Genomic DNA, 19,606 nt, shown 5'->3' with positions numbered 1-19,606 from the left:
CCCTCTTTTTAAACTAATTTTGCCGTTGATACCTTTAGGCGTTGATCACTCACAAAAACGATAATTCTCCGATCACATCCAAACGCTTAAAATCACTCAGGGCTAGGAATTTTTCCGAGAGGGTTTCCGCAATGGTCGGTGTAATCCAACCCATTTGTTTCAATAGATGAATCGCCGTGGCATATTTAGCCCGGGTTGACCCATCCATGACTTTAATTGCTAATCCCAAACCTTCCCCAATGCGTCCCACACATTGCACTCCTTCCGCCCCGGACTTGCTGACCAGTTCTCCTTCGGTTAAACGCATTAATTCCGTATCAAAATGTCCCTCTCCGGCTACCATTTCGGGATGATGGGTCATGGCCCGGACAATCCGTTCCCGGTCTAGGTTATCTCCAGAAGCCAATTGAGCATAGAGTATCCCCATTTGACCCAATTCCAAATAATAGGTCGGCGCTCCGCAGTCATCCCTGGCGCTGAGAAACTCATCGGGAGGTAGTCCTAATAATTCTCCGACTTTACCAATAATCAATTGTTGTAGAGGATGTTTCCGTTGTAAATAGCTTTCTAATGGCCAATGACATTGTTGACAAACCGCTAACATCCCGGCGTGTTTTCCCGAACAGCCATGTTGCAGGGGGCTATTTTTCCCGGCTGGAATCGGACACTGGAGTTGGACGGGTTCAACATCGGCCCGCCAGAGAATATTAAAAGCCTGTCGAGCCTGTTCGACGGTTCCTTGATGGGAACTACAAATAATCGCTAAATCAATATCGGTTAAATCATATCGTTCCATTGTGCCTGTAGTCGTCACGGCTAAGGCTTGAAAGGGTTTTAAGGCTGAACGGATAAAGGTGGCGGTGTCGGAGTTTCCGGCAACGGATAACACCCGTCCTCGGTGATCACAGACCGTCGCTTGCACCCGATGGGTAGACTCAACCAGTCCTTCCCGCAGGAGTCTAACTTCCAGTTCTTTAGCTTGTGTTCGTTTTCCCCGTGTCATATTTTAAAGTTTAGAGTTTATCAAGAGAATCGGTGAATATTTACAACAAGACCCAGATTAATCCTCCTCCAAGCAACAATCCGGCTATTCCATAATAGGTTTGTCGTAATCGAGTTAGAATCGGTTGCACTTGATGGGAGAGAATTAACCGATCTTGGACTAAAAATTCCGGGGTTTTCAGCCAAGTCTGGCCATCATACCATCCTGATTCTTCGTAGAAAATCCTAGGATTGAGCAGGCGGGATCTAATATAGTACCAGCCTAAAGATAACCGAATCACGACTAAGGTTAAAATAAAAGTTGCTCCAGAAGCAGCACCAAGAATCAACTGCCCCGGATATTTGCTCGGTGTAAAACTAGCCGCGGCGACGGGACAAAAAATAATCCAGCTAATCAACCACACCCAGAGCAACTTTCTCAAATATTGGGGCCAGTTGAGTGTGACCCAACTAAAAAACCAAGATTCTTTGAGTTCTTGATATTCATTAACAGGACGTTGTTCCGGAGGAACCGGACAGATGGATACCGAAACATCTCTCATATTAAGAAATCTGGGATTTTTTAAGATATTGCTTTTAATTTTATGGCAGTTAGGACTTGACATTCCCCCGATGGCAAATATTTAGACAATATTAAAGATGGGCTTCGATAGAACAGGGTAGTTAACTCCCAGTTCATTTGGTACAGGACTTACGCATATAACGGTGTGACAAGACTTTGAAATTGCTTCACGACCCTTCGCAATCACACAATTACGTGATCTGTGCGTAAGTCCTTTAATTCTTGCAAGTCCCGGTCAACCTGTTCTCAATAAAATCAAGGGAAAATGCCACAATAGAGAAAGTTAAGTTTTGAATACATAGAGTATGACCACGGCAACCGAACTTCCACCTTTAATTCCCCGGGAACTACTGTTTGGCAACCCCGAACGCACTAGCCCCCGTCTGTCCCCCGAAGGTAAATATCTGGCTTATATTGCCCCCGATGAAAAGAATATTTTACAGGTTTGGTTAAAAACCGTTGGACAGGAGGAAACCCGAGCTTTAACCCGTGATCCAAAACGAGGTATTCGATTATTTTTCTGGACTTATGACCCCGATCAACTGATTTATGTTCAAGACTCCGATGGCGATGAAAACTGGCATTTATATTTAGTAAATGTCCAAACCCAGGTTGTTCGAGACTTAACTCCGTTTCAAGGAGTTCGAGCGCAAGTTGTTAATTTAGATCACAAATTCCCCGATCAAATTTTAGTTGGGATGAACCTGAAAAATCCTCAAATTTTTGATGTTTATCAGGTAAATTTAAAAAACGGAGCCGTTGATTTCCATACGGAAAATCCGGGTAATATTGTTAGTTGGACGGCCGATGCTGAGTTTAATATCCGGGCGGCAAGTTCTAGCACCGATGATGGTGGGTTTGATTTATTATATCGAGAAACTCCCGAACATCCTTGGGAAACCCTCCGTCATTGGGGGCCCGATGAAGAAGGAGGGGCGGCTTTCTTTTCCAATGATGGCAAAATTTTATATATGGTGGGTAACCATAATGCCAATGCGGAGCGATTAATTGCATTGGATTTATCCACCCGTCAAGAAACCGTAATTGCTGAAGATCCTGAATATGATATTGGCGGATTGTTAGCCCATCCCACCACCCGAAATATTGAGGCGGTTTCTTTTTATAAAGATAAGGAAGAATGGCAAATTATTGACCCGATTATTGCCGAAGATATCGAGGCAATTAAACAAATTCGTCCGGGGGAATTTGGGATTAGTCGAACATTATCCGATGAAAAATGGTTAATTAGTTTTGTCACCGATGACGGCCCGGTGTATTTTTACGTTTACGATCGCCCCACCAAAACCCATAGCTTTTTATTCAGTAATAAACCCAAATTAGAAGGCTTATCTTTAGCCTCCATGGAACCCATTTCTTACACCGCAATTGATGGGTTAACCATTCATGGTTATTTAACCAAACCCGTTGGGGTTGAGCTTCCCGCCCCGACGGTGCTATTGGTTCACGGTGGCCCCTGGGCGCGAGATACCTGGGGTTATGACTCCCAAGCCCAATGGTTAGCTAACCGGGGTTACGCGGTCTTACAGGTGAATTTCCGGGGATCAACGGGCTATGGCAAAGCCTTTCTAAATGCCGCCAACCGAGAATGGGCGGGAAAAATGCACCAGGACTTAATTGATGGTGTGAATTGGTTAGTTGAAAATGGCATTTCCCAACCGGATAAAATCGCGATTATGGGCGGGTCTTATGGAGGTTATGCGACCTTAGTTGGCTTAACATTTACTCCCGAAGTTTTTGCCTGTGGCGTGGATATTGTCGGGCCGAGTAATATTATTACTTTGATGCAAAGTATTCCGCCCTATTGGGAACCCATTCGCAAGAATTTCTATCATCGGGTCGGGAATTTAGACACGGAACCGGAATTTTTAAAACAGCGATCGCCTTTATTTTTTGTTGACCGGATTGAAAAACCTTTATTAATTGGTCAAGGAGCCAATGATCCCAGGGTTAAACAACCGGAAAGTGAACAGATCTTTGAGGCGATGAAACAAGCTGATAAACCTGTAGAATATGTGTTATATACCGATGAAGGACATGGTTTTGCCCGTCCTGAAAATCGCTTACATTTCTATGCAGTCGCCGAAGAATTTCTGGCTAAATATTTAGGCGGACGCTTTGAACCGGTGGGAGAAATGACCGGACATTCTGGTGTGATTAAATCCTGAAATTAACCCAGGGCTGTAGAGACGTTGTACACAACGTCTCTAGAGGTATTGATGATTTGATTAACCCGTTAATTACCCCAAACTTTACTGTTTATGTTCCAATATATTCTCGGTATTTTATTTCCCATTATCATTGGATTTACACTAAATTCTTCGGTGAAAGTGGTTAGTACCAGTGACCAAGCTATTGTTGAAAGATTAGGTAAATATAAACGGACTCTAAAACCAGGACTCCAATTTATTATTCCTGTGGCGGAGAAAATTGTTTATTATGATACCAACCGTGAACGTTTATTAGATATTGACCCTCAAGAAGTGATTACAAAAGATCAAATCACCCTCAGAATTAATGCGGCGGTTTTTTGGAAAATTGAAGATTTACAAAATTTTTATTATAACGTTGAAACCGATAAAACCAAAGAAGCGATTTCTAATTTAGTTTTAACCACACTTAGGGCAGAAATCGGGTTAACGAATCTGGAAGAATTATTAGCTAAAATTAAAGACATTAACAGAAGATTATTATATGCCTTAGCAGAAGGAACAAAGACCTGGGGAATTACTATAATTCGGGTTGATATTCAAAATATTACTCCTCCTAAATCTATCCAAGAGTCAATGGAACGCAAACGGGTTGCTGAAAGTCAAAAACAGGCAGAAATTTTAGAAGCTCAAGGACAAGCTCAATCGATTCGAGTGTTAGCAGATACTTTAGGATTAAAAACCAATAGTCAAGAATTTTTAAAATTTTTAATTACAAAACAATATGTTGAAGCTAACCAACAGTTAAGTCAAAGTGCTAATTCAAAAATTATCTTTATGAACCCTAGTCAATTAACAGAATCCATTACTAATCTAATGGAAACCAATACGGAAAATTTGAACAATCCAATTATTTTACCCAATTTAGAAGAAGTAACTAAAATTCAACCTAATCCTAATATTCAAAAAACCTAGACTATGCCTTTATAGCAGGGAACAGACGAGCCACGGCGCGTCTCCTCCTCCGCAGAGGTCATAGAAATAATCACACTAACTTTAGGGGTATGGTTAGGAGACAGAGGAGTTAAGTAGACCGTTGCATCCGCACTATTTCCCGCCAAATGACCCTGGAGGAAGGTTTGATTTTGTTGTGCTTCTATTCCTTGAAAGGCTTCTAAACGCCGTCCTGATAGATGGTTATAATCGTGATTTTGATGAATAGCGGTAATTAATTGACTTCCATTAATCACCGGAATATTGTTAGATTTAACGAGGGTTGGATATTGGGAGAAATTGATAAAGGGGTCGCTATCATAATATATCCTCACTAATCTTCAATGGTTTCTGTTAGAACTTGGCTTCGACATCTTATGAGAGTTTTAGATATAATATATAATATAGCCATCCTAAATCAGTTGTAATATTTCCATCTATATTTACCCCTCCCAACCCTCCCCTTAGTAAGGGGAGGGCTAGGGTGAGGTTATATATTTCTATCACAAATCATTTAAGATTGCTATAGTAAAATTTTTTAGGGTTAAAGTTAACTATTAATACCATGAATTCTAAAATAGTTTCACAATACGAACAAGATTTTTATGGCTGGACACAGTGGCAAGTACAGGTAATAGCCAACAGACAAGTATCAGAATTAGATTGGCAAAACTTACAGGAGGAGGTACAAGCCTTGGGAAGACAGGAATACCGAGAATTAGTCAGTCGTATTACTGTCTTGTTAGGGCATCTCCTCAAGTGGCAATATCAACCAGAAAACCGTTCTCGCAGTTGGTTTCTGACCATCAGAGAACAACGCCGTGCCATTAGTCGCCATTTTTATCGTAATCCTAGCTTAAAGTCTCGCATAATTGACGCTTTAGAAGATGGCTTTGAAGCAGGAGTTGATTTGGCACTACGAGAAACAAACTTGCCATTAAGAACTTTTCCCGAAAAATGTCCATACAATTTTGAGGAAGCGATCGCAGATGGTTTTATCTGCGATACTAGCCAAGATTGGGAATATTGAACACCGAGAGTGCCTTGAGAATTAAGTTTCACGTCAGGAATATAGCATAAACCAAACTCTTTGGCAGTCGCTGTCATAATATATCCTCCCTAATCTTCCATTGTTTCCGCTAGAACTTTTGCTAATAATTTAACTATTGCTGCATTATCGGATTTTGATTTTTTACTAACGGTGATTTCCGGTTGATATTGAACTTGAGTTAATTGAGTTTTCGCTTGTTCTAGTTCGGTTTTTAGTTTGGTGATTTCCTCTTTCTGTTGATGAAACTGGGAAACATATTGTTCTAACTCGACCTGCACTTCATCCAGTTGAAATTGAGTTAATTCTAATTCTTCTCGAACTTCATGCAGTTCTGAACGAGATTGGTCAAATTCTTTCTGGGTTTGTTTAATGTTGATTTGAGATTTTTCTAATTCAATTTGAGTTTGTTCTAATATAGTTTGAGATTGTTTGAGTTCGGTTTGAAGTTGTTGATTTTGGTTTTGAGATTGTTCTAATTCGGCTAATATTTGATCTCGTTGAGATTCTAACTTAACTAAAATTTCTGTACCTTCGTCCAGTTGAACTTGAGATTGTTCCAATATTAACAAAACCTCTTGGTATTGGGACTGTAAAATTTCTAACTCCTGTTTGGTTTCTTGAAGTTGCTTGGCAATTGGAGATAGGGGTTTAACCGGATGAATTCCGTCCTCAGTCCTAACAGTTTGACGCACATAAAATGCTTCTCCCCAAGCGGGATGGTAAGGAGTATCCTCGGCAACAATATCAAATTTATAGTCGGAGAGAAACTGATTAACTTCTTCCGCTAATGCACCGCCTTCAAATAGTTCTTGATAATGAACATTGGTGTAAATAGCATCTAAGGTATTTAGAAGTTGGTTAGCACCTTCCAAGGCCAAAAGTTCAGCACCTTGGATATCGAGAATCAGAATATTAAAATCACTAGGAGATAGGTTCAGTTCTTCCAGGAGAGTATCCAGGGTGCGCGAGGAAAGGGTGAGTTGTTGAATTTCTTTAATATTGGGGTAAATTTCGCTGTACTGTTTCCAGGGCAAAATAGAACTGCTAGACTCAAGGGAAGTTAGGTGCAGGGTAACGGTGTCGTTATGGTTGGCAATAGCAGCTTGAACCACCTGGATATTGGGACTATTGGCAAAATTCTCTTGCAGTCGTTCAACGGCGCCTTGGTTGGCATCAATGACTAGGATTTTAACAGTATTGGGGAGGTTGAGACGTTTGAGGGTTTTGCCATCGTAAGCACCAATCAAGATAATGCCGCGTGGGGTGATGTTGTGGTGTTGGCAGAGGTCGGGAAAGTTGAGTTTCATGGAGAGGGTTGCTTGAGGTCTAATGATTTGAGTTTCCATTGTATCAGGTAGTAGAATTGAATTAACGGAAACCATTAATAACTGATCCTATCCTTATTTATAATGCCCATTGCTAGGAGTACCAATATGTTTACAGAAGAAAAAGTGACTACTAATGTTGAAGATAAAGATATTCAATTAATGAATTTAGAGGAGTTTTTTGAATGGTATCCTGATGGTCATGGTCGCTTTGAATTACATAATGGAGTTATTGTTAAAATGCAACCGACAGGAACTCATGAACAAGTAGCGGGCTTTTTAGCTTTGGAACTGGGTGTGGAAATTAAACGTTTAAATTTGCCATTTTTTATCCCCAGACAAGGGCTTGTTAAAGCAATAGACTCTGATAAATCAGCTTATATTCCTGATGTGATGGTATTAGATTTTAATGCTATTATGAATGAATCTATGTGGAAAAAGCGATCGACGATTACTCAAGGAACAAGCATTAAATTAGCGATAGAAGTCGTGAGTACCAATTGGCAAGATGATTATTTAATGAAACTAGGAGAATATGAAAAATTAGGTATAGGTGAGTATTGGATTGTTGATTATTTGGGTTTAGGAGGTCGGCGCTATATTGGTGATCCCAAACAACCGACTATTTCGGTTTGTAGTTTGGTGGAAGGAGAATATATGGTAAATTTATTTAGGGGTAAAGATATAGTGCGATCGCTTACTTTCCCAGAACTTAATTTAACGACCGAACAGATATTTCAAATCGGGCAATAAACCCCTATTATAATCTATAATTAAGTAACAAAAACTTGAATATCAATGATTTTCATTGTCTAACCTTAGTAAAAATTGATGGATGTCAGTCTCAAGATTTTCTTTTAATTTTAATGCTTTATCCAAATTGATTTTAAGTTGTTCATACTCAATGGTTGCACCATAAGGATGGTGAAAAAAGTGACGGAAGCCTCGCAAATTATTCAAAATAGCATGGGTATTATAAGATAAAAATGCCGGACGGATATCAGGAATTTCGATGGTCATTCTCTGGAGTAATAAACTATGCCATTGGCTAGAGTTACTAATATTATTTTCAAAGCAACTAGCCACTATTTTCAGTAAGTCCTCAGTGGCACAGTATAGGTTATGAATTTGATAGGCAATACTTTCTAAGATTACGTCATCATCTACTGCCAACTTCGCAACCCTATCTAGTAGTTTTTGATGAATTCTTTGTATATGATTCATCTGACCCTCTAAGTCAACTTTTAAAAGGATGAGTTTATTGCTGTCCATGGAATACCTGTTTGTCTAATCCGATCGCCAAAGTGACATTTGTAAAGTTCAATTACATCCACATCACGCCCCATAGTCTCAGAAATAAAGCCAATTACAGCAAAAAAATCATCGGGATTAATTTGCTCAACAGCGATATCAATATCAGAGTTTTGATGAAATCTTTGGGGTTGTGTTAGCGAGCCAAAAATATAGGCTGTTTGAATACCATACTGCAATCCATGTTCATCTAGCCATTCCACAACTTTTTGCAACAATTTTTGACGTTCTCTCTCATTTTGTTCATAGCGATCGCGAATAATTTGATCTAACTTAGACGTCTCAAAGGGAGTAGTTAATTTCATGCTTGATGTCCTTCGGGAAAAAAATCCTCATCTACCAAATCTTCCCAAGTATAAGGGCAACCTTGAGGAAAAACCTTCTCGTCCAGAAAAGTCTCTTTACTCGCTCCTTTGCGTCCATACTTATACCCCTTACTAACGGCTTCTTGGATTCGAGTTTGCAATCCAGGATTATCCTCAAGGATACGTTCTATTTGAATTCTTTGCTTGTCAATAGAATGTCGCCAACTTGGGGAGCGACGTTCTTTCTGATATTGCCATTTCAACAAATGCAAGGTTAGCTGTTCAATTGCAGATACAAACGCTCGATATTCACTGCGTCCCAAGTCTTCAATCTCCTCAATAATATTGCTCCAATCCACTTGATCAAATTTTTTTTCCCGCAGTAATTGAGCCTGTTGACAAGACCAAGTATAAAAATCATTCTCGTAAAGATTATGTTGAATCATATTTTCTGTTTTGCTGATAGGCTAATCTCATTGCTTGAATAGGGATTTCAACCATCTCTATCTTAATCCAAAGATTTAAACAAAGGCGGTTGAAACCGCATCTACACAAACAAGACCCGCCGACACGGGTTGAAGATTTCACCGGTCGGATTTTTCTTTTCAACCCCAAATACCATCTTTGTCCGCGAAGGCGGACATCGTTTGTGTAGCCGCGATTTCGATCGCCTTTTAATTACCCGGCTTTATTCCTTTCTACCACTTTTCAACGAAAAGTGCACTAGGGGAAGTTGTGATCGCCTTGAGGCAATTTCTCGTCCGTCTTGATAACAATCTTCAAGAATTTCCTTAAATCAAGTCTGGATCAATCCCTAGCTCACGCAACTTAGCCGCCAACTTAGCCGCCCTTTGTTCAGCTTGATGTTGAGCCTGTTCAGCCTGATGTTGGGCTTGTTCAGCTTGATGCTTGGCTTGTTCCATCTCTCTTGGGCTAAGTAATTTAGCTCCTGACTTGGGTGCATAAAAACGCATCTCACCATTTGCCTCTAACCATAGCTCTAAGCCAAGTGTTTCAGAATAAACCCAGAGGCGATCGCCATGAATCTGCTCTGAAATTGGTAAATAATTGCCTTCAATCAAACGAAATCCTTGCAAAGATGGCTTCAAATAGTCAGCAGTCGGATCATATTGAAAATATTCTTCCACTCCCAAATAAGCATATAAACCTCTTTTCGTACCACGATCTTCACTCTTCGTACTTTTTGAAGTAATTTCCAGTACAAAGTCAGGGATTTTGCCCTGTTCCTCCCATGTCTTGTAGGAAGGGCGCTTTTTTTTCTCAACGCCAAACACCACAAACACATCGGGGGCTACGACTGCTTTGGGGTTGCCCTGTTCGTAATAGATAAATAAATTTCCAGAAACATAAACATTGGCATTATCTTGAAAATAACTGTCTAAGGCTTCGACACCATAAATCAAGTAATCTCTAGTTGCATCACTCTCAGCCATTGGCAAGCCATCACTATCAGGATAAGTAACATCAAAAAGTGAATATTTTAGGGAAGTTGTCATCATTGAGACCTCATAAAACCCGATCTTAAGACTAGGGTAACATATTCACCATTTCACCAGACAAGCTTTAAACAAAGGCGGTTGAAACCGCATCTACACAAACAAAACCCGCCGACGCGAGTTGAAGATTTCACCGGTCGGATTTTTCTTTTCATCCCCAAATACCATCTTTGTCCTGATGGTGCACGGATATCGTTTTTTTGTTCTATCCATTCCCCTAATCGCTAATTTCCACAATCGCTTCTCCAGCTTCTAGCATTGGTAATGCTTCGGCAAAAGTATTGCTCAAAATCAGTCGCAGGTTTCGGTTAGTAACATTCCCACAAGTCAACCAGAGAATTTGAGGAGGAGTTCCTAAACGAGTAACTAACTCCACAAAATCGCTGTCTTTACTAACAATAACCGTCCCTGGGTTCCTGGCAGCATTGAAAATCTCTATATCTTCAGCATCTCGTAACCCCAAATCTCTAATAGCCGTAGCATTAACATTAAAAGTTTCGACCAACCAATTAGCTAAACTTGGAGGAAGTTGGGCATCAATCCAAAAATTCATACTGTTAATTTAGGAATATTAGTTCGTCGGGCAGCAAACAACAAACAAGCTTGAATATCCTCCGCCTCCAAGTCGGGGAAATCTTCTAAAATTTCCCCACTACTAACATTTTCTGCCAGCATCTCTAAAATATCAGAAACGCGAATTCGCATTCCTCGAATGCAAGGTCTCCCTCCACATTGCCTGGGGTTATAAGTAATTCGATTAAGCAAGCTTTTTGCAGTCATTTTAGTTACATTTATTCCTTTCTACCACCAGAGTTTCTAGCCACAGGGAATGGTTAGCATCAGCAACGCACAGATTTAGCTGTAAAGCTCGTCCTAAATCCTCATAAATCTCAACCACAGCAGCTAGAGCATCGGTGAACATTGGTCAGAGCTTCCTCAACGGTGTCACCCTCGGTCAGAAGTTCTGGCAATAATGGGGATGTCACCGTAAATCCCCCTTCAGGTTGTGGTGAGAGCAGCAATGGAATCTTATAAAGCATTTTCTGTAGATTCTCCTCTATAGAATTCACGATCACATCCTCTAAACGCCCAGTACCCCAGTGTTGGCGACATAAATGTTCAATGAGTTGGACATTGATTGATTATACAAGATGCTTTGGGAATAATTAAAGATTTAACCCACATTCCGCAGATAGGGGTCAAATTTTCCACTAATTCTAAAAAATAGAAACCTATTCCAATTTTTCGGTGAACTTCCGAGGCTTTACTATCAAATTATATAGCTAGTTTACCGCTATTTAACTAAACATAAATAACTGACGGGGCGACAAACAAGGCTGAAAACAAGACAGTATAAAGAATGTAACGATTTATGGTAAAAAAAAGATAGGTCAGATATTGTCAATAAGACCCATCTAATGAAAATGATACCTTTATTCTATCAAAAGCACTTAAAAAGTCAATTGAGTTTAGCAGAATACCTGTTTCTCCAAATTTTGGTGAACATCTTACAGTCAATCAAAAATGTGAATTTAGAAAGGCTAGCGAATGGGATACCTTTGCCAATTAAATTTGAGAGTAGAAGAAAAAGAATACAAAGATTTCTCTCATTACCCAATTTAAAAATTGAAAAAATTTGGTTACCCATTATCAAAGAATGGTTATCAATATATTTTACCAAGGAAGAAATAATTTATGTAGCAATCAATCATTGGGTGTATACTTTTGCTTGCGATTAAAAAAGAACGAATTTGTAGAATTTGAAAAAGATATTTTTCAGGAATTAAATCATCTAGGTTTAGCACCCGGAGTATCATTTTTTATTCAAGGTGTAAAGGTAACAAAGACTCGCGGTTTTATGAGCTTTAACGTTGCTTGTAAATGGAAACGTAAAATCAACGGAGTAGCACCGAAAGAAGGATGGTTTATCTTAACGAATTTTGATGCACTAGAATTGGCTATTTCTGCCTATAAACAAAGATTTGATATTGAAGAAATGTTTAGAGATTTTAAGAAGGGAGGCTATAATTTAGAGGATACCAATGTAACTGGTGAACGCTTTATTTCTCTAGTTTTGTTGATAGCAATTGCCTACTCCTCTGCAACAATACAGGGTCAACAAATCAAACGAAAAGGAATACAGAAATATATTGCTCGGATCAAAGAATATGGTCGAATAGAACGGAGACATAGTAGTTTTTATATCGGCTTATATGGTCAAACTTGGGTCAATTTCAAGGATGTTTGTATGGATTTAGTCACGAAACTAATGAAATTAAATCGCAATAAATGTAAGTATTATCAACAAGGCCTAAGAGCTATGAGGCTTATAGAGTCTGTCTTGTAGCTGATTTCGTCCCCCCTTCAGGTTGCTAACAGTACGGCTATCATAAATTTCTTTCACTATTTCTTCTGCTGTAAGTTTATCTTCCCAAGCACCATATTTCTCGATGAATGTGTCTAGTGGATGTGGTTTTGGACTTAGAGTAGATGGTACATCATTTTCCCTAATTTTATTTTCTAATTCTGTTGATGGATAACGCTTTTTTAGTAACTGAATGAAATCCAGTATTAAAAGTTGAGCTTCTTCCGGTAAAGTGTCAATATCTTGACAAACTTCTTCAAATTTGATCAGCATAATTAACTCCTTTTGGTTCGCTATCCGTTTTCAGACTTGTCAAGTTCAAAGGTCAGACCTGCGGTTGTTCCGACGGTTCCATTGAAAACGCCGAATCTACACCACCATCCGCACGACGCAGGGTAAAGTGTTTTTCAATGACTGTAGCACCCAGGGCAACACTACCCACAGCAACACCAATCCCCATTGTATGGTCAAACAGACCGACTTCCACGTTAAACAGTTCCCGCAGATGGGGAATTGCTTCTGAAGCGGTTCGGACGGTTTCATCTAATTCGGCTACGGTGGCCATCCCTGTATAAATTATCATGGGTTTGCCTGTGCAAGTTGGGTCATTTCTGCGGGTTCCATGGAAAATGTGGAGTCTACGCCGATATCGGCACGCGAGAGGGTGAAGTGTTTCTCAATCATTGGCAACATAGGGACATGATGGCTGAAGGGACTAACTACTCTTCATAGTCTATATCCATTACTTCACAGGCACTACTTTTTGATTTTCAGTAATTGAGACAAGTGTTCTATCTCTCGATGAGGAAGAGAACATGGTTTGCCTCCTGGAGGAATACAGCTAATCACTCTTCGATTGGCTAAAATCCCTACTATCATCGCCATTGTTTCGCAACCAACAACAACTGAACATTGGTTAATTTCCTCTATTAAAGTTTTTTGTCCACCCTGAATAACCAAGTCACCAAATGAGTCTTGTGCATATTTATATTTATCTGGAGACTCAGATGGATGGGTTCGGATTGTCACTTTATTAACTGGCTGATCAAAAATGTCAAGATTTTCTAGAAAGTATGAAAGAGCATCATGTTCTGTATACCCCCAGTACCGCTCGTCACCATATTGTTTAAGAGCGTGTTCGGCAATCGGTTCACAGACATAAAGTATCTTGATCCCATTGGCGGTAGAGGCTTCAGTCTGGGGAAAATGCCTGAGTTTATGCTGAATATCCTGGAAGTAGGGATTCTCCACTACTTTGATCGGTATGTTTAGGAATATCTGAGATGCAAGCGTTTGTGCGTAGGAGTCTCCTACCCAAATTTCATCAGGAAGATGCTCGATTCCTTGGCGAATGAAACGCTCACGATAGTTAACCCAATGATCTATAAAAACAACAACACGTTTGTGGCCATCCCTAGCTTGACGAATTGCCTGCCATTCTAAATCAGACTGCCAACTTGTACCACAGAGACACCAATCGCAGGACGGTAGAGCTTCCTCAAGCTCAACAATATCAATCTTCCCTATTCGCCGCTCGAAAACTGCGATCGCCGGGCCAGCTAAGACAAATAAACTGTCTAACTTATTTTGGGCAACATAACTTGCTAGAATTTCTGCTCCTCCAGCATCATGACTAATAATACATACTTTTGATTTTTGCATTGCATTTTTAATAGACAATTTTTTCACCCTTAGCATCTTCACGAAGCAAGCCATATTCCACCAAGTCCACCCATTCACCATCTATAAATAGGTGTTTTCGACGGCATCCTTCTTGGATCATTCCTAGTGAAATAGCTAATGCTTTCATGGCTTGATTCGTGTCGGCAGTACTACAATAAATACGCTCAAGATTCAACTTGTATAGCCCATGTTGAATCAATTTTAACCCAGCCAACTTTCCTATACCTTGTCCCCAATGCTTTTTGTTGCCGATAATGATGGCAAACTCGGCATTTCTATTGATCATTGATATTTCTTGCAAGGAGATGTTACCAATGTGCCCGTCTGCTTGATGGCAAATAGCCCACACGACTTTATTTTCTAAATTAATTGTCTCTATATACTGACGAAAATAGTCGATGGTTTTAAAGAATTTTCCATGAGAATTAAATTGGCAAACCTCCTGATCCTCAAACCAAAGTGGATAGTCACCCTCTAGATCACTTAGCCTAAGAGGGCGAACATAATATTGATCGTTAAGTGTATAGATCATCGCAATAACTCCATCTGCTCCCATACTTTTATAAAAGATTGAACAATTAAGTCTACATCATCATCGCTCAAATCACTTAAACACATCTCATATCCGAGATATTGATTCGTCTGTAATTCTTCGGCTACGGGACAAATGCCTTGACTGTAATCCACGTCGCGATGGCAAATATCAGATGTCCAAGGAAAACCTTGAGAACCATAGGCTATCTTTTGTTGATACATGGGCAATAGATGTAGGTTAGTATAACCCGGTGCAAGCCCTTCAATTCCTTCAGCCACCAAAGCTTCATAAATTCGATCACGACTTACACCTAGAAAATCTACGTCCAGCACCATTGGATAGACGTAATAGGCATGGGTACAGTCAGGCTTAACGATAGGAGTCCGCAATCCTTTTAATCCCTGTAGACCTAGACTTAAACGCTCTGCGGCACGCTGTCGCGTAGCCACAAAACTTTTTAACTTTTTGAGCTGTTCGATACCGATCGCACACTCAATTTCCCCTAGTCGGAAGTTATATCCGATCATATTAGCAAGGTTCTTAGTTCCCTTATCACCCACCACTGCCTCAGCATGATTGCGGATAAGCTGTAGACGCTCAGCAATATCGTCGTCATCAGTGACAAGAATCCCTCCTTCACCCGTGTGGATATGCTTATGGTAGTTGAGGCTATAGCCACCAACATGAGCCACCGTGCCAGCATACTTCCCTTTATAGTAAGCACCAGGAGCTTGGGCGGTATCTGAAATAACCTTCAAATGATATCTGGCCGCGATCTCCATTAATGTATCCAGATTCGCTGAGTGACCGAAGATATCAACAGCCATGATTGCTTTCGTGTAAGGGCTGATGTTAGCCTCAACTGATTCTGGGTCTAAATTAAAAGTTTCTGGCTCAATATCAGCAAAAACGGGAATAGCATTCCAATGTAGAATTGCTGTTGCACTTGCACACATTGTCCACGGACTAACGATTACTTCATCACCAGGCTCTATTCCAATTGCTCCCACGGCTGCAATCAGACCGGAGGTCCAAGAGTTAACCGTAATCGCGTGCTTAACCTCAAAATACCTCTCGCAAGCACGCTCAAATTCCTGTACTTTAGGACCACCATAGAAATCTGGATCCCAACATCCTAGAAACTTTGATAGAACACCGCTTTCTACCACCTGCATAGCAGCGGCAACCTCTTCAGAGCCAATCGGGTTATAGCGTTTGAACGGGCGATCGATAGTTTTAGAACCACCTAAAAGAGCCAGCTTATCTGTAAAACTATTGTTTTTCATAAGTTTGTTACAATCCGATTAATCGTTTCTTGAGTTTCTAGAGCATCTTTCCCAGAACAAATTTGAGCTTCTTGCCCCATAAGACTAACTGACAATTGGTCAGCAATATACCACTGAATTTGGTTTAAATTCGAGTTTATCGTTTCAGGCACTGGGTTGAGAATTCGATAGCCCTCATGGGTTGAATCGGCAATAACTTCTTGCCAAAAAACCTGAGAACCACCTTGTTCGTAACGTAAGCGTCCGTTCCCAGCAATTAACTCAATGTTGTAGTGCGAGTAGTTTTCCTCTCGTGCAGCTAGAAAAACAACGGTTCCTAACTCAAAATTTACTTGTACGTCTGGCTCTGGGTCAATATCGTCCCATAATCTTCCTCGATTGATAACCTTAAAGTCGATGGCTTTTCCTAACCAATACTGTAACAAGTTAAAGAAATGTGAACCATTATTTAGTAGACCTTTTGAGTACCAAGCAACTCCTTTGATGGGTTGAGAAATGCAACCATTATTAATACGTTTTTTGATATCGAATACTGCCTGATCTGAACGACGCATATAATTGACATAGAGCTTCACACCTTGAGCTTCACAATCGGCTACGATCGCTTTTGCTTCGTCTAAATCATAAGCAAGAGGTTTTTCACAGAGTATGGCTTTCGGTTTAATCGTCTTGAGAACTGTGCTAACTGTTTGATGGTGCTGGGCTGTGGGGGTTGAAATTGCAACTATATCTGGTTCAACATCAATCAAGGCTGCTTCTAAACTGGCATAACCGGGACATGAGTATTTGGCTTGAAACAAGCTGATGCGTTCTGGGTTAGAATCGACACCACCAGCCAGTTCAAAACTAGGATGAACCTGGAAAGAGCGAGTATGGGTCAAAATGAAGTCCTTTGGATCGTGATTTAGATCGTAACCCATGCCGATTTGCCCTAGCCCTACAACCAATGTACGGAAACTCATGTGTTGCCCTTCCGAACTACGTGACGATTAATCTCTAGCCAATCGGGATTTTGTTTGAGTAACTCGATCGTATCCAGGCAACTGAATAAGGGATTTTCAGGACTTAATGTCTCGATAATTTTTTTCAACAAAAGGTAATCAGCCTGTTCGTCTAAGGTTAAACCTAAACTAGGCCAATGTAAGGATGGAGGTGCGATGAGATGTACATGGGGAAAAATTTCTGGATGATTTCTCATATACAGAGACACATGTTCGTGATCTAATGGAGCATCAGTCATTGCAGAGGAACGCTTGAGGGACTCTAGTGAAAAAACCTGAGTATCCATGCCATCTGGGTAACTGGATATGTGGGTGTTACTGGCGTAGGCTGCTTCATGATGCAAATACATTTGAATGGTCTGCTCAACCAGGTCTGGGTCAATTATTGGGCAATCACCTGTAATTTCTACAATTACATCGGCATCAGCAGTTTCTGCTGCTCCAATGACCCGAGACATTACGTCCTCTTCGCTACCTCTATAGGACAAGATGCTTTCTTGTTTGGAAAAGTCAATCAAGACATCATCCGTTGCATTAATGGTAGTTGCCAAAACAATTTCATTAATCGAAGGAACGGCCTTTAATCGGTTTACCAAATGATAAAGCATGGGTTTCCCCATGGCTGGCAAAAGTACCTTGCCTGGCAAGCGCGAGGAAGTCATTCGAGCTTCAATCGTTGCAACAATTTTCATAAAAATACAAGTGTGTTGTATGCTGTACCTTCAACTACTTCAATAATTCCCAAGATATGAACGTGCCCGCTCGAAGCGGTCGCTCAACTGTTTTCCCAAGCAATACATCATAGTATTTAGGTGGTAAGCCCAGACCAGGACGAATAGCCCGGAGATTATCAGACGTAAATTTATCCCCTGCTTTCATATCTTTAGCCACATATAAACTGCGACGAAACATCAAAGATTTTTTCTCAGCATCAGTGAAACCATACTGAATTTGACCTAACGCTTGCCAAGCTCTTTCAGACTCTACCACAAGTTGTGTCATTTCAGCAGGTTCCATTGAAAAAGCGGAATCCACGCCACCATCAGCACGACGCAGGGTAAAGTGCTTTTCAATGACTGTAGCACCGAGAGCAACACTGGCAACAGCTACCCCTACTCCCATTGTGTGGTCAGACAGACCCACTTCCACGCCAAACAGTTCCTCCAGATGTGGAATCGTCAAAAGATTGCTGTTTTCTGGAGTGGCGGGATAGGTACTTGTACACTTGAGTAAAACTAAGTCCTGACATCCAGCCTCCCTTGCGGTTCGCACCATTTCATCTAACTCAGCAACCGTTGCCATGCCTGTAGAAATTATCATGGGTTTGCCCGTACTGGCAACTTTGCGAATCAGAGGCAAATCGGTATTTTCAAATGAGGCTATTTTGTAACAGGGGACATCTAAGGATTCCAGAAAATCAACGGCAGTGTTGTCAAAAGGGGTACTAAATCCGATGATGCCTAGTTCTTTGCAGCGTTTAAAGATGGGTTCGTGCCATTCCCAAGGGGTATGCGCTTGCTGGTAGAGTTCATGGAGACTGTAACCGTACCATAAGCTGTTGGGGTCATCAATGAAAAACTCCCCTTCCTTAATGTCTAAGGTCATCGTATCAGCAGTGTAGGTTTGGAGCTTGAGGGCGTGCGCCCCTGTTTTGGCTGCCGCTTCTACGATTTCTAAGGCTCTTTCTAAGGATTGGTTGTGATTGCCAGACATTTCGGCAATGATAAAGGGGGGAAAAGTATTACCTACTCTTTTATCTGCAATTAGAATCGGTTTTGGCATCATCAATTTAGATTATAAATTTTTAATTAAATGTAAGGCTTGTTGATCGTAAACTATTTTTTTTCCTACTTCTTTAAAACCAGATTTTAAAAAAGCTCTTATAGATGCTAAATTATCTGGTTTTACATAAGCATTAATTCTCTCAACACCTAAGTTTTGACCCAGTTTTTTACAGCCTAATAAAATTAAGTTACTACCATAGCCTTGTCCTCGAAAAGATTCTGCCAGTGCCAAAGAAATAGTTGCTTCTTTCTGGGTAATATCATAGCGCACTTGTCCAATTGCTACATTATCTGGGTTAAGGGCAATATAAAAAACGCAATTCTGATCGCATAATTTGGAGGTGAACCACTGAACATGATCTGTCCAAGAGATAGATTCTGAGGAAAATGATACGGAACGAATAACTGGATCATTGGCCCAATGCCACAGAATTTCACAATCGGCTTCTATTACAGGTCTTAGTTGGATAGAATTGGCTTCTAAATTCCGTACAATTTTCGAGCTTCCTTCTCCATCTACTATTTGTTGGCTAACTTTAATCATTTTTGATCTCTGTTCTGCTGATTGTAAAAGTTGAGAGTGTGTGGAGGCAATTTCTTGCTATTTAACATTTTGATCCCAACCCAGATTAACTACTAGGTTGAGAGTTGCTAGTTTTTTAGCGATCGCCCATTCCCAAAGAAGTTCGCAGTCTTTTTGTCTAACCTTTCTCAATAA

At 40.4% G+C, this 19,606-nt stretch carries 25 protein-coding genes and 1 pseudogene; 5 read left to right on the top strand and 21 right to left on the bottom strand.

Annotated elements, in window-relative coordinates; genetic code table 11:
* Nucleotides 1–49: 49 nt before the first annotated feature.
* Nucleotides 50–1,003 (bottom strand): asparaginase, encoded by a 954-nt coding sequence (locus NMG88_RS05295; protein ID WP_026786442.1) that lies wholly within the window; start codon nucleotides 1,001–1,003, stop codon nucleotides 50–52.
* Nucleotides 1,004–1,043: 40 nt separating this feature from the next.
* Nucleotides 1,044–1,544 (bottom strand): CGLD27 family protein, encoded by a 501-nt coding sequence (locus NMG88_RS05290; RefSeq protein ID WP_026786443.1) that lies wholly within the window; start codon nucleotides 1,542–1,544, stop codon nucleotides 1,044–1,046.
* Nucleotides 1,545–1,869: 325 nt separating this feature from the next.
* Between NMG88_RS05290 and NMG88_RS05285 the strand changes: the two genes are divergently transcribed.
* Together NMG88_RS05285 and NMG88_RS05280 are read left to right on the top strand one after the other, a co-directional pair.
* Entirely contained in the window at nucleotides 1,870–3,750 is a 1,881-nt protein-coding gene (locus NMG88_RS05285; protein WP_254035186.1) for a S9 family peptidase, read from the top strand.
* Nucleotides 3,751–3,843: 93 nt separating this feature from the next.
* A complete protein-coding gene (locus NMG88_RS05280) occupies nucleotides 3,844–4,707 on the top strand; it encodes an SPFH domain-containing protein (RefSeq protein ID WP_042152442.1) in 864 nt (287 codons plus the stop codon).
* Here NMG88_RS05280 and NMG88_RS05275 read toward each other — a convergent pair.
* Nucleotides 4,704–5,060, bottom strand: a complete 357-nt coding sequence (locus tag NMG88_RS05275) for a hypothetical protein (RefSeq protein ID WP_026797902.1) — start codon at nucleotides 5,058–5,060, stop codon at nucleotides 4,704–4,706. The genes NMG88_RS05280 and NMG88_RS05275 overlap by 4 nt on opposite strands.
* Nucleotides 5,061–5,290: 230 nt before the next feature.
* On the opposite strand from NMG88_RS05275, the gene NMG88_RS05270 reads away from it, so the two are divergent.
* Complete coding sequence (locus tag NMG88_RS05270) at nucleotides 5,291–5,755, top strand: DUF29 domain-containing protein (RefSeq protein WP_026794178.1); 465 nt, start codon at nucleotides 5,291–5,293, stop codon at nucleotides 5,753–5,755.
* 89 nt (nucleotides 5,756–5,844) lie between these two features.
* On the opposite strand, the gene NMG88_RS05265 is transcribed toward NMG88_RS05270, so the two are convergent.
* On the bottom strand, nucleotides 5,845–7,122 hold the full coding sequence (locus tag NMG88_RS05265; RefSeq protein ID WP_254035185.1) for an FkbM family methyltransferase: 1,278 nt from the start codon (nucleotides 7,120–7,122) through the stop codon (nucleotides 5,845–5,847).
* Nucleotides 7,123–7,209: 87 nt separating this feature from the next.
* Between NMG88_RS05265 and NMG88_RS05260 the strand changes: the two genes are divergently transcribed.
* Nucleotides 7,210–7,854: a Uma2 family endonuclease gene (locus NMG88_RS05260; RefSeq protein WP_026786446.1), complete on the top strand. Its 645-nt coding sequence runs from the start codon at nucleotides 7,210–7,212 to the stop codon at nucleotides 7,852–7,854.
* 42 nt (nucleotides 7,855–7,896) lie between these two features.
* On the opposite strand, the gene NMG88_RS05255 is transcribed toward NMG88_RS05260, so the two are convergent.
* From NMG88_RS05255 to NMG88_RS05225, 7 genes are all read right to left on the bottom strand, one after another.
* Nucleotides 7,897–8,325 carry a ribonuclease toxin HepT-like protein gene (locus NMG88_RS05255; RefSeq protein WP_227366191.1) on the bottom strand — a complete coding sequence of 143 codons (429 nt, stop codon included), beginning with the start codon at nucleotides 8,323–8,325 and terminating at the stop codon, nucleotides 7,897–7,899.
* A gap of 20 nt (nucleotides 8,326–8,345) precedes the next feature.
* Nucleotides 8,346–8,717, bottom strand: a complete 372-nt coding sequence (locus NMG88_RS05250; protein WP_026794176.1) for a nucleotidyltransferase family protein — start codon at nucleotides 8,715–8,717, stop codon at nucleotides 8,346–8,348.
* Nucleotides 8,714–9,163, bottom strand: coding sequence for a DUF29 domain-containing protein (locus NMG88_RS05245; RefSeq protein WP_042152432.1), 450 nt, complete (start codon nucleotides 9,161–9,163; stop codon nucleotides 8,714–8,716). The genes NMG88_RS05250 and NMG88_RS05245 overlap by 4 nt, the downstream gene beginning before the upstream one ends.
* Nucleotides 9,164–9,508: 345 nt before the next feature.
* Complete coding sequence (locus NMG88_RS05240; RefSeq protein WP_235751126.1) at nucleotides 9,509–10,237, bottom strand: Uma2 family endonuclease; 729 nt, start codon at nucleotides 10,235–10,237, stop codon at nucleotides 9,509–9,511.
* A gap of 214 nt (nucleotides 10,238–10,451) precedes the next feature.
* The gene (locus NMG88_RS05235) at nucleotides 10,452–10,787 is read right to left on the bottom strand and encodes a DUF5615 family PIN-like protein (RefSeq protein WP_026786450.1); all 336 of its coding nucleotides are present in this window, start codon (nucleotides 10,785–10,787) and stop codon (nucleotides 10,452–10,454) included.
* Nucleotides 10,784–11,014, bottom strand: coding sequence for a DUF433 domain-containing protein (locus NMG88_RS05230; RefSeq protein ID WP_026786451.1), 231 nt, complete (start codon nucleotides 11,012–11,014; stop codon nucleotides 10,784–10,786). Before NMG88_RS05230 ends, NMG88_RS05235 begins: the two co-directional genes overlap by 4 nt.
* A 1-nt stretch (nucleotide 11,015) precedes the next feature.
* Nucleotides 11,016–11,156 (bottom strand): hypothetical protein, encoded by a 141-nt coding sequence (locus NMG88_RS05225; RefSeq protein ID WP_227357797.1) that lies wholly within the window; start codon nucleotides 11,154–11,156, stop codon nucleotides 11,016–11,018.
* Between the two features lie 502 nt (nucleotides 11,157–11,658).
* Between NMG88_RS05225 and NMG88_RS05220 the strand changes: the two are divergent.
* Nucleotides 11,659–12,581 (top strand): annotated as a pseudogene (locus NMG88_RS05220) (IS4 family transposase).
* On the opposite strand, the gene NMG88_RS05215 reads toward NMG88_RS05220, so the two are convergent.
* From NMG88_RS05215 to NMG88_RS05175, 10 genes are all read right to left on the bottom strand, one after another.
* Nucleotides 12,546–12,872: a hypothetical protein gene (locus NMG88_RS05215; protein ID WP_254035184.1), complete on the bottom strand. Its 327-nt coding sequence runs from the start codon at nucleotides 12,870–12,872 to the stop codon at nucleotides 12,546–12,548. The pseudogene NMG88_RS05220 and the gene NMG88_RS05215 overlap by 36 nt on opposite strands.
* Nucleotides 12,873–12,924: 52 nt before the next feature.
* A complete protein-coding gene (locus NMG88_RS05210; protein WP_254035183.1) occupies nucleotides 12,925–13,182 on the bottom strand; it encodes an N-acetylneuraminate synthase family protein in 258 nt (85 codons plus the stop codon).
* The gene (locus tag NMG88_RS22645; RefSeq protein WP_369334481.1) at nucleotides 13,179–13,283 is read right to left on the bottom strand and encodes an N-acetylneuraminate synthase family protein; all 105 of its coding nucleotides are present in this window, start codon (nucleotides 13,281–13,283) and stop codon (nucleotides 13,179–13,181) included. The genes NMG88_RS05210 and NMG88_RS22645 overlap by 4 nt, the downstream gene beginning before the upstream one ends.
* Before the next feature lie 72 nt (nucleotides 13,284–13,355).
* The gene (locus NMG88_RS05205) at nucleotides 13,356–14,279 is read right to left on the bottom strand and encodes a hypothetical protein (RefSeq protein WP_254035182.1); all 924 of its coding nucleotides are present in this window, start codon (nucleotides 14,277–14,279) and stop codon (nucleotides 13,356–13,358) included.
* The gene (locus NMG88_RS05200; protein ID WP_202807045.1) at nucleotides 14,269–14,838 is read right to left on the bottom strand and encodes a GNAT family N-acetyltransferase; all 570 of its coding nucleotides are present in this window, start codon (nucleotides 14,836–14,838) and stop codon (nucleotides 14,269–14,271) included. Before NMG88_RS05200 ends, NMG88_RS05205 begins: the two co-directional genes overlap by 11 nt.
* A complete protein-coding gene (locus NMG88_RS05195) occupies nucleotides 14,811–16,103 on the bottom strand; it encodes a DegT/DnrJ/EryC1/StrS family aminotransferase (RefSeq protein ID WP_027255504.1) in 1,293 nt (430 codons plus the stop codon). Before NMG88_RS05195 ends, NMG88_RS05200 begins: the two co-directional genes overlap by 28 nt.
* The gene (locus NMG88_RS05190; RefSeq protein ID WP_027255505.1) at nucleotides 16,100–17,065 is read right to left on the bottom strand and encodes a Gfo/Idh/MocA family protein; all 966 of its coding nucleotides are present in this window, start codon (nucleotides 17,063–17,065) and stop codon (nucleotides 16,100–16,102) included. The genes NMG88_RS05195 and NMG88_RS05190 overlap by 4 nt, the downstream gene beginning before the upstream one ends.
* Nucleotides 17,062–17,796 (bottom strand): cytidylyltransferase domain-containing protein, encoded by a 735-nt coding sequence (locus NMG88_RS05185; protein WP_027255506.1) that lies wholly within the window; start codon nucleotides 17,794–17,796, stop codon nucleotides 17,062–17,064. The genes NMG88_RS05190 and NMG88_RS05185 overlap by 4 nt, the downstream gene beginning before the upstream one ends.
* Before the next feature lie 34 nt (nucleotides 17,797–17,830).
* On the bottom strand, nucleotides 17,831–18,889 hold the full coding sequence (pseI, locus tag NMG88_RS05180) for a pseudaminic acid synthase (protein WP_237746740.1): 1,059 nt from the start codon (nucleotides 18,887–18,889) through the stop codon (nucleotides 17,831–17,833).
* A 9-nt stretch (nucleotides 18,890–18,898) separates the two neighbouring features.
* A complete protein-coding gene (locus tag NMG88_RS05175; RefSeq protein WP_027255508.1) occupies nucleotides 18,899–19,432 on the bottom strand; it encodes a GNAT family N-acetyltransferase in 534 nt (177 codons plus the stop codon).
* Nucleotides 19,433–19,606 lie beyond the last annotated feature (174 nt).

Origin of the sequence: Planktothrix agardhii (assembly GCF_904830935.1) — a bacterium.
GTDB lineage: Bacteria > Cyanobacteriota > Cyanobacteriia > Cyanobacteriales > Microcoleaceae > Planktothrix > Planktothrix agardhii.
The sequence above is the reverse complement of the archived record's forward strand: the minus strand, read 5'-3'. Positions and strand labels throughout refer to the sequence as shown.

Excerpts from the sequence above, each read along its gene's own strand:
- NMG88_RS05195 (WP_027255504.1), bottom strand. The coding sequence starts at position 16,103 with ATGAAAAACAATAGTTTTACAGATAAGCTGGCTCTTTTAGGTGGTTCT.
- NMG88_RS22645 (WP_369334481.1), bottom strand. The coding sequence starts at position 13,283 with ATGATTGAGAAACACTTCACCCTCTCGCGTGCCGATATCGGCGTAGAC.
- pseI (WP_237746740.1), bottom strand. The coding sequence starts at position 18,889 with ATGATGCCAAAACCGATTCTAATTGCAGATAAAAGAGTAGGTAATACT.
- NMG88_RS05185 (WP_027255506.1), bottom strand. The coding sequence starts at position 17,796 with ATGAAAATTGTTGCAACGATTGAAGCTCGAATGACTTCCTCGCGCTTG.
- NMG88_RS05290 (WP_026786443.1), bottom strand. The coding sequence starts at position 1,544 with ATGAGAGATGTTTCGGTATCCATCTGTCCGGTTCCTCCGGAACAACGT.
- NMG88_RS05260 (WP_026786446.1), top strand. The coding sequence starts at position 7,210 with ATGTTTACAGAAGAAAAAGTGACTACTAATGTTGAAGATAAAGATATT.
- NMG88_RS05190 (WP_027255505.1), bottom strand. The coding sequence starts at position 17,065 with ATGAGTTTCCGTACATTGGTTGTAGGGCTAGGGCAAATCGGCATGGGT.
- NMG88_RS05175 (WP_027255508.1), bottom strand. The coding sequence starts at position 19,432 with ATGATTAAAGTTAGCCAACAAATAGTAGATGGAGAAGGAAGCTCGAAA.
- NMG88_RS05225 (WP_227357797.1), bottom strand. The coding sequence starts at position 11,156 with ATGTTCACCGATGCTCTAGCTGCTGTGGTTGAGATTTATGAGGATTTA.
- NMG88_RS05210 (WP_254035183.1), bottom strand. The coding sequence starts at position 13,182 with ATGATAATTTATACAGGGATGGCCACCGTAGCCGAATTAGATGAAACC.
- NMG88_RS05215 (WP_254035184.1), bottom strand. The coding sequence starts at position 12,872 with ATGCTGATCAAATTTGAAGAAGTTTGTCAAGATATTGACACTTTACCG.
- NMG88_RS05240 (WP_235751126.1), bottom strand. The coding sequence starts at position 10,237 with ATGATGACAACTTCCCTAAAATATTCACTTTTTGATGTTACTTATCCT.
- NMG88_RS05295 (WP_026786442.1), bottom strand. The coding sequence starts at position 1,003 with ATGACACGGGGAAAACGAACACAAGCTAAAGAACTGGAAGTTAGACTC.
- NMG88_RS05255 (WP_227366191.1), bottom strand. The coding sequence starts at position 8,325 with ATGAATCATATACAAAGAATTCATCAAAAACTACTAGATAGGGTTGCG.
- NMG88_RS05230 (WP_026786451.1), bottom strand. The coding sequence starts at position 11,014 with ATGACTGCAAAAAGCTTGCTTAATCGAATTACTTATAACCCCAGGCAA.
- NMG88_RS05280 (WP_042152442.1), top strand. The coding sequence starts at position 3,844 with ATGTTCCAATATATTCTCGGTATTTTATTTCCCATTATCATTGGATTT.
- NMG88_RS05285 (WP_254035186.1), top strand. The coding sequence starts at position 1,870 with ATGACCACGGCAACCGAACTTCCACCTTTAATTCCCCGGGAACTACTG.
- NMG88_RS05245 (WP_042152432.1), bottom strand. The coding sequence starts at position 9,163 with ATGATTCAACATAATCTTTACGAGAATGATTTTTATACTTGGTCTTGT.
- NMG88_RS05250 (WP_026794176.1), bottom strand. The coding sequence starts at position 8,717 with ATGAAATTAACTACTCCCTTTGAGACGTCTAAGTTAGATCAAATTATT.
- NMG88_RS05200 (WP_202807045.1), bottom strand. The coding sequence starts at position 14,838 with ATGGGAGCAGATGGAGTTATTGCGATGATCTATACACTTAACGATCAA.
- NMG88_RS05235 (WP_026786450.1), bottom strand. The coding sequence starts at position 10,787 with ATGAATTTTTGGATTGATGCCCAACTTCCTCCAAGTTTAGCTAATTGG.
- NMG88_RS05265 (WP_254035185.1), bottom strand. The coding sequence starts at position 7,122 with ATGGAAACTCAAATCATTAGACCTCAAGCAACCCTCTCCATGAAACTC.
- NMG88_RS05270 (WP_026794178.1), top strand. The coding sequence starts at position 5,291 with ATGAATTCTAAAATAGTTTCACAATACGAACAAGATTTTTATGGCTGG.